The organism is Nocardia puris, from assembly GCF_036051655.1.
GTDB classification, from domain to species: Bacteria; Actinomycetota; Actinomycetes; order Mycobacteriales; family Mycobacteriaceae; genus Nocardia; species Nocardia puris.
Window position 1 is genome coordinate 959,864 of record NZ_CP107943.1, and the last position, 16,943, is coordinate 976,806.

Here is a 16,943-nt window from a genome sequence, read left to right on the forward strand (position 1 = left end):
CTCCCCGGCTGAACGTGTCGACTGGTTACTCTCACTCTGCCACAGGCGGCGGCCCTGTTCGCTGAAGGCGGATACCATCGGCGGCTGTGCCGACCGACTTCGAGATCCTGGTGATCGGCGCCGGTCAGGCGGGACTGTCGGCCGGCTACCACCTGCGCCGCCTCGGGCTGCGCCCCGAGCACGACTTCCTGATGGTCGATCACGCGCCGGGGCCCGGCGGGGCGTGGCAGTTCCGGTGGCCTTCGCTGACGCTGGCGACGGTGAATCGGGTGCACGACCTGCCCGGCATGGCGTTCGAGGAGACGCTGCCGCCCGACGCGCGGTCCGCGCAGGCGTCCACGGCCGTGCCGCACTACTACGAGCTCTACGAAAAGCGCTTCGACCTGCGGGTTCGTCGGCCGGTCTCGGTGCGGGTGGTCTGCGACCGGACAGCGGAAGGCCAGCCCTGCGACGGCAGGCGCGGGTCCGACGGGGAACCGCGCACGCCCGGCGCGGTGCTCAACGCCGAGACCGGGTCCGACACGATCCGCGTGCGGGGGCTGATCAACTGCACCGGCACCTGGGAGAAGCCATTCATCCCGCACTACCCGGGGCAGGAGACGTTCGCCGGCCGCCAGCTGCATACCCGCGACTACCGGCGGGCCGAGGAGTTCGCGGGCAAGCACGTGGTGGTGGTCGGCGGCGGGATCTCGGCCGTGCAGTTGCTCGACGAGATCTCCCAGGTGACGACCACCACGTGGGTGACGCGGCGCGAACCGGTGTTCCGTACGGACGAATTCACCGAGGCCGCGGGCCGGTCGGCCGTCGCCCTCGTGGAGGACCGGGTGCGCCGCGGGCTGCCGCCGGGTTCGGTCGTGTCGGTGACCGGGCTGCTCTGGGACGACCGGCTGCGCGCCGCCGCCGAACGCGGGGCCCTGCACCGGCTGCCGATGTTCGAGCGCGTCGAGCCGGACGGGGTGCGCTGGGCCGACGGCACCTTCCAGCGCGCCGAGGTGATCCTGTGGGCCACCGGATTCCGCAGTTCCCTGGACCACCTCGCACCGCTGCGCCTGCGCGGCCCCGGCGGCGGCATCACGATGACCGGGCGGCTGGCCACCCAGGCGGCCGTGGATCCGCGCGTGCACCTGATCGGGTACGGGCCGTCCGCCAGTACGGTCGGCGCGAACCGCGCGGGGCGGGCGGCGGCGGTGGAGTTGGCCGAGTACCTGGGCCTGCGCTGAGCTGCCTGCCCCGCGTCGGCAGGCACGCGGGGAGCGATGTGGATCCAGCCGCGCGCGATCCGGTTGGAGACGGGTGGCGCGGCGGACGGTCCAGGTGGCGGCGTGGCAGGGCGTCCGGCCGACCGAGAGCCCGGACCTTGCCGTTGCTCGCCGACGCGGCCGATTTCCGCTGGCCGCGGGGCTGGCCGGCCGTTCAGTCGAGGCCGGCGGCGAAGGTTTCCGGGTCGGGGCCGATGCGGCCGCCGCGGTCGAGGGCGTTGATGGCGTCGATCTGCTCGGGGCTCAGCTCGAAGCCGAAGACGTCGAAGTTCGCGGCGATGCGCGCGGGCGTCACCGACTTGGGGATGACGATGTTGCCGAGCTGGAGGTGCCAGCGGATGATCACCTGCGCCGGGGTGCGGCCCAGCTCGTTGGCGATCGCGGTGATCGTCCTGTCTTCCAGCAGGGTGCCCTGGCCGAGCGGGCTCCACGCCTCGGTGGCGATGGCGTTGTCGGCGTGGAATTCGCGCAGTTCGCGCTGAGCCAGCGCGGGGTGCAGCTCGATCTGGTTGACCGCCGGGATCTCGCCGGTCTCGCCGATCAGCCTGCGCAGATTGTCGACGGTGAAATTGGACACGCCGATGGAGCGGACCCGGCCCTGGCGCTTGAGCTCGACGAAGGCGCGGTAGGTGTCGACGAACTTGTCCGCCTTCGCGACCGGCCAGTGGATCAGGTACAGGTCCAGATAGTCCAGGCCGAGCTTCTTCAAGCTGGTGTCGAACGCGGCCAGCGTGGCGTCGTAGCCCTGGTCGGCGTTCCAGAGCTTGGTGGTCACGTAGACCTCGTCGCGGGGCAGGCCGAACGCCCGGATGGCGCGGCCGGTGCCCTCCTCGTTGCCGTAGACCGCCGCGGTGTCGATGCTGCGATACCCGGCCTCCAGCGCGGCCGTCACCACATCGGCCACGTCGTCGGGCGGCACCTGGAACACGCCGAACCCGAGCTGCGGGATGACGTTGCCGTCGTTCAGCACGATCGACGGCACGGCGGAGGTCTCGCTTCGGAAGCTCACCCGATCGACCGTAGAAGTGCTCGGCCGAACCGTCAACGACGCGTCCGCGCGTGTTGATCACGGGCGAAGGTCCCGAACCGGACGTTTCGGGTGGTGAGCGGGGGTGTGTGGGTGTGTCGCGCCCGGGCGCCGCGCGGCAGGCGGGACGGGGTCGCGGCGAGCAACACCGGGCCGCAGCGAGCAACACCGGGCCGCAGCGGTCGACACCGGGTGGCACCGGGCAGCAGTGGGCGGCGGTTCGGACCTGCGGCGACGGTAGGCGGAAGTCCCTGCCCGGGGGGCTGGGCGGGATGTCGTGGGTGCGAATCCTCAGCTCGTGCCGAGGCGGCGGTAGCGGGTGTGGCGGGTGCGGGCCAGGTCGGCCTGGGGCAGGGTGCGCAGGTGGGTGAGTTCTTCGGCGATGGCGGCGACCATGCGGCGGGCGAAGTCGATGGGTTCGTCGGCGGCGTCGGGGTATTCGGGGACAATGCGGTCGACGATGCCGTCGGCGAGCAGGTCGAGGGATCGGATGCGTTGGGCGGCAGCCAGTTCCGGGGCGTGGTCGGTGTCGCGGTACACGATCGCGCTGGCGCCTTCGGGCGGCAGCGGGGCGAGCCAGCCGTGGGTCGCGGCGAGCACGCGGTCGGCGGGCAACAGCGCGAGCGCACCGCCGCCGGTGCCCTGGCCGAGCAGCACCGACACGGTCGGCGTATCGAGCGTGACGAGATCCGCTATGCAGCGCGCGATTTCGGGTGCGAGCCCGCGCTCCTCCGCCTCCTTCGACAGCGCCGCGCCCACGGTGTCGATCACCAGCACCAGCGGCACCCGCAGTTCTTCGGCCAGCGCCATGCTGCGCCGCGCCTCCCGCAGCGCAGCGGGCCCCATCGTCTCGCCCGCACCACCCGACCGGTCGTGCCCGAACACCACACACGGCTGCCCGCGGAACCGGGCCAGCGCGTGCACCACACTGCGATCGGCCTCGCCCTGCCCGGTGCCGCTGAGCGGAACCCGTTGCGTCACATGGCGCAACAACTCCCGCAGCCCCGGGCGGTCGGGGCGACGAGAGATGAGCACCGACCGCCACGCGGGCACATCGACGTGGGTCGCACCCGCCGGTACAGGCAGCTCCGATCCCCGGCGTTCCACACGCGCCGACACCGGCTCCGCCGAAACATCCGCGTCACGCACCACATCCCGACCGGAGCCTCCACCCGCCCGAGAATCGCTGTCCGGCCACATATCCGCGCCCTCGGCCGAATCCGGACCTGAGTGCCGCCCCGCCCGGGACCCGCCCTGCTCTGAGACCTCCGCACCACCGGCCGCATGCGGACCGGAAGGCTCAACCCCAGGTACCCCACTGGGCGGGGCTCCAGCACCACCCGCTGAATCCGAACCAGACTGTCGACGCACCCGAGAACCGCTGTCCGGCAACTCGTCCGAACTACGCGCAGCCCCGGACGAATCCCCCGGACGTGACCGCCCGGCGCTCGGCGGCGACGGTTCTCCACTGAGCACACTCAACGCTCGGTGCGCGATCAGACGGAACACGCGCACCGGCACGACGCCGTCGATCACCCCGTGCCGGTAGAGGTTCTCCGCCGTCTGCACGCCCTCGGGAAAGTCCTTGTCGTACAGCGCTTTGTAGACGCGTGGCCCGAGAAAGCCGATGAGCGCGCCGGGTTGGGCAAAGGTCATGTGGCCCAGCGACCCCCACGACGCGAACACCCCGCCCATGGTGGGATCCCGCAGATACACCAGGTACGGGTGGCCCGCCGATTTGTGCGTCGCGAGCGCGCCCGCGATCTTCACCATCTGCGCGAAAGCGACGGTGCCCTCCTGCATCCGGGTGCCGCCCGAGGTCGGCGACGCGATCAGCGGCAACCCCAGTGCGGTAGCGCGCTCCACCGTCTCCACCACCCGTTCGGCCGCGGCCACACCGATCGACCCGGCCAGGAACCCGAACTCGCAGGCGATCACCGCCACCGGACGGCCGCGCAGCGCCCCCGCACCGGTGATCACCGCTTCATCGGTGCCCGCCGCCACCGCGGCCGCCCGCAACTCCTCCCGATAGCGCGGAGACGCGTCCACCTCGACCGGGGTCCGATCCCACCCGGTGAACGACCCCTCGTCGAGCAACTGCCCGAGCCACTCCCGCGCCGAAATCCGCATCGCGCGAGCATAACCAGCCCACCCGACTCCCCCGATCCTGCAACGAAGAAATCCGGCTCGGGAGATCCCGAACCGGATGAAGGCGTGCTTCTACCACGAGTGACCCGTGTGCGCCCACGAGGGAGGGCAGCCGCAGGGGGCGGCTGCCGCCCGTTGATCAGTAACCCTGCATGACCTTGCGCAGGGCGTATTCGGTGAGCGCGACCAGCGCCTGCTTGGCGGGCTCGCGCCGCCGCGCGTCGATGGACAGGATCGGGACGTCGGCGGGGACCGCGAGGGCCTGCCGGATGTCCTCGATCGGGTACCGCGGCGCGTCGTCGAACTCGTTGAGCGCCACCAGGAAAGGCAGGTTGCGCGCTTCGAAGTAGTCGACGGCCGCGAAGCTGTCCTCCAGCCTGCGGGTGTCGACCAGCACCACGGCGCCGATCGCGCCGCGGATCAGGTCGTCCCACATGAACCAGAACCGGTACTGGCCCGGCGTACCGAACAGATACAGCACCAGATCGTCCGCGAGACTGATCCTGCCGAAGTCCATGGCCACCGTGGTGGTGGACTTCATCGGGATACCGGTCAGGTTGTCGATTCCGGTACTGGCATTGGTGACCAATGCCTCGGTACGCAGCGGAACGATCTCCGAGACGGCACCGACCAGCGTGGTCTTGCCGACACCGAAACCGCCCGCGACCACGATCTTCGCCGAAGTGGGCTTGCTGGTGCGGGTGTCGACCTGTGCCGTCGAATCAAATACGCCGGAGTCCACTGAGAACCCTTTCGATCAGCTCGCGACGTTCATCGTCGCTGGAATCGTCTTTCAAAGTCGCCGAAACGCGCACGTGCCCGGCCTCGATCAGGTCGGCTACGAGTACCCGCGCCACACCGATCGGAATACCGAGCCGCGCCGCTACTTCGGCGACGGACGGCGATTCTCTGCACAACTCCACGATGGACGTCTCGATGTTGGTCAGTTCGAACTGCCGCTCCAGGGCGACCGGATGCGATGCGACCAGAGCCTCCAGCGCCAACTCGACCTTCGGTCTGGTGCGACCGGCGGTCAGTGAGTAAGGGCGCACGAGGCTGGGCTCGCTCCCCACGCCGTGATCTTCTATGTCCATCCCACCATCAGGAACCCATCGTGACGCGTGGCGTGGCCTGAACCGTCTGGCCGACACGCTCGACCAACAGGGCCATTTCGTAGCCGACCTGTCCGATATCGCAGGACGTGTTGGTCAGCACCGCGAGGTAGGAGCCGTCGCCGACCGCCATGAGCAGCAGGTAGCCGTGCTCCATCTCGACGACCGATTGCAGGACCGTGCCGCCTTCGAACAGATTCGATACGCCCACCGAGAGGCTGGCCAGTCCGGCGGTCACGGCCGAGAGCTGCTCGGCGCGATCGACGGGCAGCTGCGAGCTCGCGGCCATGAGCAGTCCGTCAGCCGAGACCAGGACGGCATGAGCTACGCCAGGAACCTCGTTGGCGAAGTTCGAAACCAGCCAATCCAGCTGACGATTCGTACCACCTAGATCGGGGTTCATCGGTCTCCTTTGTCTCCGGTTAGGTTCATTGCTCTCATTGCGCGGCCATCCCGGACGCCCTGCTGGTGGCGACTCAAGCTGGACCTGATCGATTCCGGATCTCGGCTCGGCGCCCGATCCGCGGCACCGCTGACGGCGCCGGGGACCAGCCTCCCGCCCGGATTGCGTTGAGGCAAGCCGGCGGCGGTCTTCTGTTCGGCCTGGGCCTCGCTGGCCCGGCGGGCCGCCTGCCATCCTTCGTCACCGGGTGATTCGAAGGAGGCGGCGATCTGGGAGCGGTCCGGGTTCGGGTCGGCGAGCCAGGCCGACATCATCTCGGCGAAGATCGGGCTGTCCATCGGCGATCCGGGTTCAGCGGCGGGCTGGAGCCGGGTCTGGAAGAACGAGGCCGTCTGGGCCGGGTTGGACCGGTAGCTGTGCTTGCCGGGGTCGCGGGCCCCGGCCTGTCCGCCGTCGGCGGACTCGTGCGCGGCGGGCGCGGTGCGCTCCCGCTGCGGCAGGGCCACCCCGGGGGGCGCCTCGCGCTGGGGCAGCACGGTGGCGCCGGGATCGCGCTGGGGCAGTCCCTCGGGCGCCCGCTGGTGCAGACCGTTCGAGGCGGGTGCGCGCTGCGGCAAACCGTTGGGCGCGGACTGCTGCGGCCCGGCCGCCGGAGCGGGCTGACGCTGCGGCAGACCACCCGCGCCCGGATCGCGCTGCGGCAAACCGCCCGGGTCGCGCTGGGGCAGACCGTTGCCCGCCGGGCGCTGCGGCAGGCCGCCGTCGCGCTGCGGGGCACCGTTGGCGCCGGGATCACGACGCGGCAGGCCGTTGGCGCCGCCCTCACGCTGGGGCAGGCCGTTCGCGGCCGAATCCCGCTGTGGGAGGCCGCCCTCGGCCTGGTCGCGCTGGGGCACGCCGCCCTCACGCTGCGGCAGACCGCCCGAAGCACTCTCGCGCTGCGGCAGACCGTTCGGCCCACCCTCACGCGACGGCGCACCGTTCGCACCCGGCTGACGCTGCGGCAAGCCACCGTCACGCTGCGGCAAGCCGTTCGGCCCACCCTCGCGCTGGGGACGTCCACCGGAGGCACTGTCCCGCTGCGGCAGTCCACCGGCAGCCGGATCACGCTGCGGAAGTCCACCGGACGCGCTCTCACGCTGCGGCAGACCACCGGCGGCCGGATCACGCTGGGGCAGACCACCCTCACGCTGCGGCAGACCACTCGGCCCACCCTCACGCGACGACGGCGCACCGTTCGCACCCGGCTGACGCTGCGGCAGCCCACCATCCCGCTGCGGGGCGCCGCTCGCGGCGTCCCGCTGGGGTAGGCCGTCGCGAGCCGGGGCGCCGTTGGAGCCCGGCTGACGCTGCGGCAGTCCGCCCGTGGGCGGCGGCGGGGCGCCCGCGGCACCCGGCTGACGCTGCGGCAGGCCACCCTTGCCCTCCGGCGGCGCGGTGCGACCCGGCGTGGGACCGGCGACCGCGGGCGGCGGGGTGGGCGCACCGGGCGGGGTGGGCGGCTTCGGCCCACCGGGGGCCAAGGTGCGCTTGGGCATGGCGGCCGCGGCGAGCTTGCCGCGCTGCGGCGCACCCGTCGCCTGTCCGGGCTGCCCGGGGGCGGGGCGCAGGGTCGGGCTCGACTGGGCCGAGTCCTGGCGCAGCGAGGGCGACATGGCCGCACCCGGCTGCCGCTGCGGCAATCCGCCCGGACCCGTCTGCTCGGGCTTGCCGACCGGAATCGGCCCGCTCACGCCCGGATCGACGGTGACCATCATGTTGCCGCTCGGCGTGCGGGTGACCGCGCGGGTCTGCATCGACGTCGGCGTGGACGGACGCTCCGGCGCGGGCGCCGGAGCGGGCGTCGGAACCGACGGGGTGAGCGGCTGCGGCGCCGAGATCGGCTGCCCGGCCACGATCAAGCCGACCGGCACGTGCACCGTGACGGTGACGCCGGGGTCGCGCGCGGTGTCGAACGTCGGGCGCAGCCGCACCGTCAGGCCGTGGCGCTCGGCCAGGCGGCCGACCACGAACAGGCCCATGTGGCGGGCGGTGTCGGGACCGGGCTCGGCGGTCTGCTCGAGCCTGCGGTTGATCTCGGCCATCTCCGCGGGCGGCATGCCGATGCCGCGGTCGGCGACCTCGATCAGCAGGCCCTTGTCGTGCGCCTGGGCGAAGGTGAACTTGACGTCGGTCTCCGGCGGCGAGGCGCGCAGCGCGTTGTCGAGCAGCTCGGCGAACAGGTGCGCCAGGTCGGAGGCGGCCGGTTCCTTGAGCGAACCGCGCGGGGTCGCGCCCAGCTTCACCCGCTCGTAGTCCTCCACCTCGGAGATCGCGGCCCGCAGCACGTCGGCGATCTCGACCGGGGCGGACTTGGCGCGGCGCTGCTTGGTGCCGGCCAGGATGAGCAGGTTGTCGCCGTTGCGGCGCATGCGAGCGGCCAGGTGGTCGATCCGGAACAGGTTCTCCAGCAGGCGCGGGTCCTTCTCGTCGTACTCCATCGCCTCGATCAGGCTGAGCTGGTGGTCGATCAGCGACTTGGAGCGGCGCGCCAGGGTCTCGAACATGTCGTTGACCTGGGCGCGCATCTGCGCCTGATCGCTGGCCAGGCGCAGCGCCTGCCCGTGGATGTCGTCGACGGCGCGGGCCAGCTGGCCGATCTCCTCGGTGCTGCGCACCGGCATCGGCTCCAGCGGCACGTCCTCGGGGGAGGCGCCGTTGCGCAGCTGGGCGACCTCGTGCGGCAGATCGCTCTCGGCGACGCGCAGGGCGGCCAGGCGCAGGCGGTGCAGCGGCACGATCATCGAGCGCGCGACGAACACCGCGAGCAGCAGCGCCGCGAGGATGGTCGCGATGACGACGCCGGTGTAGGTCCAGGCGTCGCGGTTGGCGGTGCCGGCCAGCGAGGTCATCGCGCTGTCGATGTCGTCGGTGGCCTTCGCGACCAGCAGCTCGTAGGCGTCGATGCTGCTCTCCAGCGAGCCCTTGATCTCGAACACCGGCGGGCGGCCCGCTTGCGTCTCGGGGCTGTCGACCAGGTCGATCCGGGTCTCCACGCCCGCGCGCAGATCCGCGATCGTGGCGTCGCCCTCGGGCAGGCGGTTGGCCAGCACGTTCAGCAGCGCGTTCTCGGTGTTGGCGGCGACCAGGAAGTTCTGGATGCCGCCCTTGGAATCCTGCAGGAACTCGGTCGAGGCCGCGATCTCGCCGACCAGCGCCGCGCGGGTGTTCAGCGAGTCGACCAGACGTAGCTTGGCCGCGTCCATGCGCTGGTCGCTGACCTGCGAGACGACGTTCTCCACGATGCGCACGCTGTTATTGCGGATCGTGTCGATGACGCCCAGCGCCTCGGACGACGCCTGGTAGGCCTTACCGCGCGACTCGATGCCCTTGGCCTCGGTGATCATGTTGCGCAGGGCGGCCGCGGCCTCGGGGGTGTCGCCCAGGTTGCCCAGCGCGCCCTCCGCGGTGGCGATCGCCGCGCCGAGCGCGGCGAGATCCGCGTCGGCGACGATCTCGATGCCCGGTATCACCGTGGCCATCTGGCCGCCCGCGACCGTGGCGGCCGTGGCGCTCAGGCCGGTGACGGCCGGAATCGCCTCGACGCTCTCGGCGACCGACTCCAGCCGGTTCGCCTCGGAGAACTCCGCGGTGATCCTCGACACGCCGAGCCCCACCGCGACCGCCAGCGGCACGGCGAGAACCGCCGTAACCTTCCAGCGCAGGTCCCAATTGCCGAGCGCCCAGCGCTTCTTGCCGGACCTAGCGGCGTCACGCATCTCCCACTCACTTTCCAAACTGGCCCCATCCACGCGCCATCAGCGAACCTCCACAATCGCATGCTGGCTCGACGGGTGGAGCTGGCCGAGAACTGCGGCTGGCCGAGAAATTGCGTCTACGACGGCCCAAATAAGTGACATCAGATTCTAACGGATCAATAACAGCTTGGGTGACACCGAGTAGAGCTACGGGCCTTGACCTGCCCGTTCCAGGCATAACCAGAGGTCGCGGCACCCACCCGGGCGTCGCGTGAAGTCTGCCACAATCATGCAGATCTATCGAGGCGGGCATCGAGGCGAAGCTAGGGAGTCGGGGTTGAGCACAACATCGCGCGGCGAGTCGGCGGGGGGCGGCGACCCGAAGCCGGGCCCGGACGCCAAGCGGGGCTACCGGCCGGTCTACCAGACCAGCCTGGTCGACCCCGCGGAGTTCTGGTCCGGCGCGGCCGGCGCGATCGACTGGGTGACCCCGCCCACCCAGCTCTCCGACACCAGCGCCCGCCCCGTGACCAGGTGGTTTCCCGACGCCACGCTGAATACCTCGTACAACGCCCTCGATCGGCACGTGCGCACCGGCCCGGTGGCCGAGGGCGGCCGGGCCGACCAGCCCGCCCTTATATACGACTCCGCTATGACCGATACCAAGGTCGTCTACACCTACGCGGAGCTGCTCGACGAGGTCGCGACCTTCGCCGGCGCCATGCTGCGACTCGGCGTGCGGCAGGGTGACCGGGTCGTCATCTATCTGCCGATGATCCCCGAAGCCGTGATCGCGATGCTGGCCTGCGCGCGCATCGGCGCGGTGCACTCGGTGGTGTTCGGCGGGTTCGCCGCACCCGAGCTGGCGGCCCGCATCGACGACGCCGAACCTGTGCTCATTGTCACCGCGTCGGGGGGGCTGGAACCCGGCCGCCGGATCGAATATCCGCCGATCGTGCTCCAGGCGCTGGACCTCGCGAAGACCACCGCGCCGCGCCACGTGGTGGTCAAGCAGCGGCCCGGCAAGTTCGAGACCATCACTTTCGCCGCGCCGCAGGCGGCCACCGACTCCCTGCCGAGTTCGGCCGAGACGGTTGCCGCGCAGTGGCTGGACTGGGACGACGCGGTGCGTGGCGCCGAGCCCGCCGAGCCCGTTGCGGTGGCCGCGACCGATCCGCTGTACATCCTCTACACCTCGGGCACCACCGGGAAGCCGAAGGGCGTGGTGCGCGACAACGGTGGTCACGCCGTGGCGCTGACCTGGTCGATGCGCAATATCTACGACGTGGGGCCCGGTCAGGTGATGTGGGCCGCCTCCGATGTCGGCTGGGTCGTGGGCCACTCCTACATCGTGTACGCGCCGCTGCTGGTCGGTGCCACGACGTTGCTGTACGAGGGCAAGCCGGTCGGCACCCCCGACGCGGGCGCGTTCTGGCGGGTGGTGGCCGAGCACGGGGTGCGGGTGCTGTTCACCGCGCCGACCGCGCTGCGCGCCATCCGCAAGGCCGATCCCGACGCCAAGCTGGCCCGCAACCATGACCTGTCGGGGTTGCGTGCGCTGTTCTGCGCCGGTGAGCGGCTGGATCCGGCCACCTACGAGTGGGCGCGCGACACACTGCTGGCCGACCGGCCCGACTGCCCGGTGGTGGACCACTGGTGGCAGACGGAGACGGGCTGGCCGATCTGCGCCAACCTGCTCGGGTTGCAGGAGCTGCCGATCAAGCCGGGGTCGGCGTCGGTCCCGGTGCCCGGGTATCGCATTCGAGTGCTGGACGCGGAGGGCAACCCGGTCCCCGTCGGCACCGAGGGCAATATCGTCATCGGGTTGCCGATGCCGCCGGGCACCCTGACCGGCCTATGGCACGACGAGCCCCGGCTCATCCGTTCCTATATGTCCGCCTTCCCCGGCCACTACACGACAGGGGACTCCGGCTACGTCGACGAAGACGGTTACCTCTTCGTCCTCGGCCGCAGCGACGACGTGATCAATATGGCCGGGCACCGGCTCTCGGCGGGCAGCATAGAAGCCGCGATCTCCGGACACCCCGCCGTGGCCGAGTGCGCGGTGATCGGCCTGCCCGACGAGTTGAAGGGCCAGCGCCCGATCGCCTACGTCGTGCTGAAGGAAGGCGCGGAGATCGAGCCCGACCGCCTGCGCGACGAGCTGGCCCAGCGGGTGCGCGAGCAGATCGGCGCGATCGCCGCCCTGCACGACGCGGTGGTCGTGGCCGGGCTGCCCAAGACCAGATCGGGCAAGATCCTGCGCAAGACCATCCGCCAGATCACCGCGGGCGACGAGTACGAGGTGCCCTCGACCATCGAGGACCGCGGCGTGCTCGCGGCGCTGGAGGACCAGATCATCACCGCCCGCGCCGACGCGCTGGCCGCGGCCGAGAACGGCGACGCGGACCCGCCCGGCGCGGATTCCGTTGCGCCGTCCTGATTTCCCGGCCGCTCTCAGAGCTTTCTCATGGCGGGTTCACCCCCGTGCCAGCGCGGGGTAATACCGTCGGAGGTGGTTACGCGCCACCCCTCGACCCCTCGGAGGCATCACCGATGAACCGAATCCGCCGTACCACCGGCCTCGCCGCGCTCGCCGCGGGCGGCCTCGCCACCGTCACCGTGCTGCTCACGCCCGCGGTCGCGGCGGCCGATCCGGCCGAGCTGGTCGGGCCCCTGCTCACCTCGGACTGCACCTTCGCCCAGGTGGACGCCGCCCTGCACGACAAGGCGCCGCAGCTGGCCGCGATCCTCGACGCCAACCCCACCCAGAAGGCCGAGCTCCAGCGCCGCTTCGATCAGCCGGTGGAGCAGCGCCGCGCCGAGTTCGAGCGGCTGCTGGCGGAGAACCCGGAGGCGGCGCGGCAGGCGGAGAACGATCCGCGCGCCGCGCAGCTGCGCGACACCATCGCCGAAGTGGCGGCGGTCTGCCACCAGTACTGACCGATCCGTGACGCGCCCGCCCGACATGCGCGACCGATCCGCTGATCCGGCGTCCGGCTGGGTACCTTCGAGCACGCGCCCGCGCACGGCGGGCGACGTGGCGCGGGTCCCGGCCGGACCGCCGTCACGCCGACACGGAGAGGCGCCGATGCCGTGACCCCAGCGACACCGACCGTTCTCGTGGTGGACGACGACGAGGACGTGCTGGCCTCCGTCGAGCGCGGCCTGCGCCTGTCCGGTTTCCAGGTGCTGGTCGCCCGCGACGGCGCCGCCGCGCTGCGCAGCGTGAACGAGCACGCGCCCGACGCCATCGTGCTGGACATGAACATGCCGGTGCTGGACGGCGCGGGCGTGGTGACGGCGCTGCGCGCCATGGGCAACGAGGTGCCGATCTGCGTGCTGAGCGCCCGCGCGTCGGTGGACGACCGGATCTCCGGCTTGGAATCCGGCGCCGACGACTACCTCGTAAAACCTTTCGTTCTGGCCGAACTCGTCGCGCGGATACGGGCGCTGTTGCGCCGCCGCACCGACACCCCGGCTCCCGCGACTCCGGGCGCGATCACCGTGGGGCCGCTCGAAGTCGATGTGGCCGGCTACCGAGCTTTGTTGCACGGCAAGGAAATCGAGCTCACGAAAAGGGAGTTCGAGTTGCTGTCGACGCTGGCCCGCAACGCGGGTGTCGTGCTGAGTCGCGAGCGATTGCTGGAACTCGTGTGGGGCTACGACTTCGCGGCCGACACCAATGTGGTGGACGTGTTCGTCGGCTATCTGCGCCGCAAACTCGAAATCGACGACACCCCAAGGTTGCTCCACACCATTCGCGGTGTGGGGTTCGTGCTGCGAGCACCGAAGTGACCGCCGTATATCGCGGACCGGAAGACCGATGACCGCGCGCCCACCGGCGAAAAAGCGTCCGCGCCGGACGTTTTCGTTGCGGACCCGGGTCGCCGGGGCCGCGGCGGCCGGTGCGGTGATCATCGTGACGGCGCTCAGCGGCATCACGGTGCAGGCCATCGAGCGCAACAACCTCCAGCAGAGCGATCAGCAGCTGACGGTCGCGTCGCGGCTGGTGCTCATCGACCCGGTGATCGCGGTCGGCGTGCTCGGGCTCACCGGGCTCAACGAGGACATGGCCGTCACCGTGCGCGACGACGGCGCCGTGGTCGCGAGCAGCCCCGTGCAGCTCCCCGATCTGCCGACCGGCTCGCAGACCGTCACCGTCGACGGCATTCCCTATCGCGTCCTCACCACCACCCGGAATCAGCCGCCGGGGCGCACGGTGTCGCTCGGCATCCCCGCCGACGAGGCCGCGCGCGCCACCGCCGAACAGCAGCGGTGGGTGCTCCTGGGTGCGCTGCTCGCCGTGGCGGCGGCCGGTGCGCTCGGTTGGGTACTGGCCGGGCGCGCGGTGCGGCCCATCGTGGACCTCACCCGGCAGGTGGGCGCGCGCAGCGCCTTCCCCGATCCGGAGAATCCCCTTCCGCCCGTGGACGGTTCGGGCATGCGGGAGGCGGAGAAGCTCGCCGACGCGGTCAACCTCATGCTCGAGCGCGTGGACGAGGCGCAGGCCCAGACCGCCGCCGCACTGGAGACCGCGCGCGATTTCGCGGCCGTCTCCGCGCACGAATTGCGCACCCCACTCACCGCCATGCGCACCGACCTCGAGGTGCTGCGCACCCTCGACCTGGACGAGGCCCAGCGCGCCGAGATCCTCGTCGACCTGCAACGCAGCCAGGGCCGGGTGGAGGCCACCCTCGCCGCGCTGGAGCGCCTGGCCACCGGCGACCTGATCAACGACAGCGACCACGTGGACACCGACGTCGGCGACCTGTGCGACCAGGCCGCCCACGACGCCATGCGCCACTTCCCCGGCCTGTCCGTGCGCATCGACACCGACGCCGAACTCGTCACCCGCGGCCTGCCCGCCGGCCTGCGCCTGGCGGTCGACAACGCCCTCGCCAACTCCGTCAAACACGGCCGCGCCACCGAGGCCGTGGTGTCCGCGCACCGCACTCCCGACGGACGCATCGTCATCGCGGTCGACGACAACGGCCGCGGCATCCCCGCCGGCGAACGCGACGCCGTCTTCGCTCGCTTCTACCGGGGCAGCCAGGCCAGCAAAGGCGGATCCGGGCTCGGCCTCGCGCTCGTCGCCCAACAGGCCCAATTACACGGTGGGCGAGCGTATTTCGAGAACAGTCCGTTGGGCGGAGCGCGACTCGTGCTCGACCTCCCCGAGCGCGGGCGCGTTGCGTCGCAGCCGGGTTCGGACGGGCCCCCCGGACGCTGAGCCCGAACGCCGCTGCGGCGGAGCTCACTTGCGGCTGAACGCGGTGCGGTATGCGCTGGGGGTCAGGCCGTGCCGTCTCGTCAGGTGCAGGCGCAGCGATTCCCCGGTGCCAAGGCCGGATCGACGGGCGACCTCGGGCACGGGCAGGTCGGTGACTTCCAGCAGTTCCCGCGCCCGGTCGATCCGCTGGTGCAGAAGCCATTGCAGGGGACTGGATCCCGTTTCCGCGCGGAAGCGGCGCGTGAGAGTACGGATGCTTATGTGGGCGTGGGCGGCCAGCTCACGCAGCGTGAGTGGTTCGTCGAGGCGTGCCAACGCCCACGCGCGGGTTTCTGCCAACGAAGTGCCGGTTTCCGGCGGGAGCGGATTTTCGATGAATTGCGCTTGGCCACCGGGGCGGAGGGGCGCGACGACGGCCAGGCGCGCCACCGCGTTGGCCACGGCCGCACCGTGATCGCGGCGCACGATGTGCACGCACAGGTCCAGCCCGGCGGCCAATCCGGCCGAGGTGAGGATCTCACCGTCATCGACGAAGAGCACATCCGGTCGCAGGTCCACCGCGGGGAACCGGGCGCGCATCTCGGCCGAGTACAGCCAATAGGTGGTCGCGGGCCTCCCGTCCAACAGACCCGCCTGGGCCAACACGAACGCCCCGGTGCAGATCGAGGTGATGCGCGTACCCGCATCGGCGGCCGCGCGCAGGGCGGTCAAGACGCGGGGGTCGGATTCGCCGCGGGCGCCGGTTCCGGTGACTATGACGGTGTCGGCCGTCTCCAGTTGGTCCAGGCCGCACTCGACCACCACGTCGCGTCCGGTGTATCCCGGCACGATGCCCGGATCGGCTGTACACACCACCACTTCGTAGACGGGCACGTCGTCGACTCGCACTGCGGGAAAGACCATTTCGGGAATCGCGAGATCGAAGGTGGTCACCGGAGGGACGGCGAGAACGACAACACGGTGCATGGCTCGATCCTTGGAATATGTGGCATTCAGGCCACTACCATACCCGCTTCGTGCCCGACAGAGTCAGGTGCGGACCGCCGCGGGGTGGCCCCAGTCGAGGAGGAATACAATGTCTCTGCACGTCGTCGCCGGTGCCGGGAGCACAGGGAGCCGGACCGCGCTGCTGCTCGCCGAGGCCGGTGAGCGGGTACGGCTGATCAGCCGGCGTGGGCTCGGACCCGACCATCCGCTGATCGACAAGGTGGTCGGTGACACCAGTGACGCCGACAGACTCGCGGCGCTGACCGCGGGCGCGCTGACCTTGATCAACACCACCTGGCCCGCCTACGACCGGTGGCCCACGGACTTTCCGCCCATCGCCGAAAGCGTGCTCGCCGCCGCCGAACGCACTGGCGCGAACTACGTCTCGCTGAGCAACACCTACGGCTACGGCCGGGTGGACGGTCCCATGACCGAGGACCTGCCCATGTCGCCGGTCGCGGTGAAAGGTGCTGTGCGAGCACGTATGTGGCTCGACGCGAAGGCCGCCCACGAAGCAGGCCGGGTGCGCGTCGCCGAAGTGCGCGCCTCGGACTACCTGGGCCGAGACGCCGGATCGGTGTTCAACTTTCTGGTGACACGCAACGTGCTCGCCGGGGAACCGGCCGGCTACCCCGGCGACCCGGACGTGCCGAAGAGCTGGTCGTACGTCGACGACGTCGCACTGACCCTGGCCACCGTCGCCCGCGACGAACGTTCCTGGGGACGGGCCTGGCACGTGCCGTCGACGGTCATGTCGTTGCGGGATGTCGTAGAGCGCCTCGCGACGCTGACCGAATCGCCCGCGCCCCAGTTGGTTCCGATGTCCCGGACCGATCTGGCATGGGCGGGCGCGGACGACCCCGTCATGGCGGAGCTGATCGAAATGTTCTACTCGCTGGAGCACCCCGACGTCTTCGACTCGGCCCTCACCCAGCGCACCTTCGACCTGTCCCCCACGCCCATCGACACCGTGCTCGCCGACACCGCCCGCTTCGGCACCTACTGAATCGAGTACGCGGAAGGGCTACGTATGCACC

Annotated in this window: 13 protein-coding genes; 6 read left to right on the top strand and 7 right to left on the bottom strand. The window is 71.0% G+C overall.

Annotated elements, in window-relative coordinates; translation table 11 throughout:
* Window positions 1-86 precede the first annotated feature (86 nt).
* Window positions 87-1,220: an NAD(P)-binding domain-containing protein gene (locus OHB21_RS03945; RefSeq protein ID WP_195125339.1), complete on the top strand. Its 1,134-nt coding sequence runs from the start codon at window positions 87-89 to the stop codon at window positions 1,218-1,220.
* 193 nt (window positions 1,221-1,413) lie between these two features.
* Here OHB21_RS03945 and OHB21_RS03950 read toward each other — a convergent pair whose 3' ends face one another.
* From OHB21_RS03950 to OHB21_RS03975, 6 genes are all read right to left on the bottom strand, one after another.
* The gene (locus OHB21_RS03950; protein ID WP_195125338.1) at window positions 1,414-2,268 is read right to left on the bottom strand and encodes an aldo/keto reductase; all 855 of its coding nucleotides are present in this window, start codon (window positions 2,266-2,268) and stop codon (window positions 1,414-1,416) included.
* 309 nt (window positions 2,269-2,577) lie between these two features.
* Window positions 2,578-4,416, bottom strand: a complete 1,839-nt coding sequence (locus OHB21_RS03955; RefSeq protein WP_195125337.1) for an acetyl-coenzyme A carboxylase carboxyl transferase subunits beta/alpha — start codon at window positions 4,414-4,416, stop codon at window positions 2,578-2,580.
* A gap of 157 nt (window positions 4,417-4,573) precedes the next feature.
* Window positions 4,574-5,176, bottom strand: a complete 603-nt coding sequence (locus tag OHB21_RS03960) for a GTP-binding protein (protein ID WP_174867263.1) — start codon at window positions 5,174-5,176, stop codon at window positions 4,574-4,576.
* Entirely contained in the window at window positions 5,157-5,528 is a 372-nt protein-coding gene (locus tag OHB21_RS03965; RefSeq protein WP_067511729.1) for a DUF742 domain-containing protein, read from the bottom strand. Before OHB21_RS03965 ends, OHB21_RS03960 begins: the two co-directional genes overlap by 20 nt.
* A gap of 7 nt (window positions 5,529-5,535) precedes the next feature.
* On the bottom strand, window positions 5,536-5,949 hold the full coding sequence (locus OHB21_RS03970) for a roadblock/LC7 domain-containing protein (RefSeq protein WP_067511728.1): 414 nt from the start codon (window positions 5,947-5,949) through the stop codon (window positions 5,536-5,538).
* Window positions 5,946-9,707 (bottom strand): ATP-binding protein, encoded by a 3,762-nt coding sequence (locus OHB21_RS03975; RefSeq protein WP_195125336.1) that lies wholly within the window; start codon window positions 9,705-9,707, stop codon window positions 5,946-5,948. Before OHB21_RS03975 ends, OHB21_RS03970 begins: the two co-directional genes overlap by 4 nt.
* A gap of 412 nt (window positions 9,708-10,119) precedes the next feature.
* Here OHB21_RS03975 and OHB21_RS03980 point away from each other — a divergent pair, with 412 nt between their 5' ends.
* The 4 genes from OHB21_RS03980 (at window position 10,120) to OHB21_RS03995 (ending at window position 14,919) form a co-directional block, all read left to right on the top strand.
* The gene (locus OHB21_RS03980; RefSeq protein WP_228790491.1) at window positions 10,120-12,129 is read left to right on the top strand and encodes an AMP-binding protein; all 2,010 of its coding nucleotides are present in this window, start codon (window positions 10,120-10,122) and stop codon (window positions 12,127-12,129) included.
* 113 nt (window positions 12,130-12,242) lie between these two features.
* Window positions 12,243-12,629, top strand: a complete 387-nt coding sequence (locus tag OHB21_RS03985) for a hemophore-related protein (protein ID WP_067511725.1) — start codon at window positions 12,243-12,245, stop codon at window positions 12,627-12,629.
* A 153-nt stretch (window positions 12,630-12,782) separates the two neighbouring features.
* Window positions 12,783-13,484: a response regulator transcription factor gene (locus tag OHB21_RS03990; protein WP_067511724.1), complete on the top strand. Its 702-nt coding sequence runs from the start codon at window positions 12,783-12,785 to the stop codon at window positions 13,482-13,484.
* 28 nt (window positions 13,485-13,512) lie between these two features.
* A complete protein-coding gene (locus OHB21_RS03995) occupies window positions 13,513-14,919 on the top strand; it encodes a sensor histidine kinase (RefSeq protein WP_195125335.1) in 1,407 nt (468 codons plus the stop codon).
* Between the two features lie 24 nt (window positions 14,920-14,943).
* Here the strand turns inward: OHB21_RS03995 and OHB21_RS04000 are convergent, their stop codons facing one another.
* Window positions 14,944-15,885 carry a GlxA family transcriptional regulator gene (locus OHB21_RS04000; RefSeq protein WP_067511719.1) on the bottom strand — a complete coding sequence of 314 codons (942 nt, stop codon included), beginning with the start codon at window positions 15,883-15,885 and terminating at the stop codon, window positions 14,944-14,946.
* Window positions 15,886-15,994: 109 nt separating this feature from the next.
* Here OHB21_RS04000 and OHB21_RS04005 point away from each other — a divergent pair, with 109 nt between their 5' ends.
* Window positions 15,995-16,912 carry an NAD-dependent epimerase/dehydratase family protein gene (locus OHB21_RS04005; RefSeq protein WP_067511717.1) on the top strand — a complete coding sequence of 306 codons (918 nt, stop codon included), beginning with the start codon at window positions 15,995-15,997 and terminating at the stop codon, window positions 16,910-16,912.
* The last annotated feature ends 31 nt before the right edge of the window (window positions 16,913-16,943 follow it).

Excerpts from the sequence above, each read along its gene's own strand:
- OHB21_RS03995 (WP_195125335.1), top strand. The coding sequence starts at position 13,513 with ATGACCGCGCGCCCACCGGCGAAAAAGCGTCCGCGCCGGACGTTTTCG.
- OHB21_RS03965 (WP_067511729.1), bottom strand. The coding sequence starts at position 5,528 with ATGGACATAGAAGATCACGGCGTGGGGAGCGAGCCCAGCCTCGTGCGC.
- OHB21_RS03985 (WP_067511725.1), top strand. The coding sequence starts at position 12,243 with ATGAACCGAATCCGCCGTACCACCGGCCTCGCCGCGCTCGCCGCGGGC.
- OHB21_RS04005 (WP_067511717.1), top strand. The coding sequence starts at position 15,995 with ATGTCTCTGCACGTCGTCGCCGGTGCCGGGAGCACAGGGAGCCGGACC.
- OHB21_RS04000 (WP_067511719.1), bottom strand. The coding sequence starts at position 15,885 with ATGCACCGTGTTGTCGTTCTCGCCGTCCCTCCGGTGACCACCTTCGAT.
- OHB21_RS03975 (WP_195125336.1), bottom strand. The coding sequence starts at position 9,707 with ATGCGTGACGCCGCTAGGTCCGGCAAGAAGCGCTGGGCGCTCGGCAAT.
- OHB21_RS03955 (WP_195125337.1), bottom strand. The coding sequence starts at position 4,416 with ATGCGGATTTCGGCGCGGGAGTGGCTCGGGCAGTTGCTCGACGAGGGG.
- OHB21_RS03970 (WP_067511728.1), bottom strand. The coding sequence starts at position 5,949 with ATGAACCCCGATCTAGGTGGTACGAATCGTCAGCTGGATTGGCTGGTT.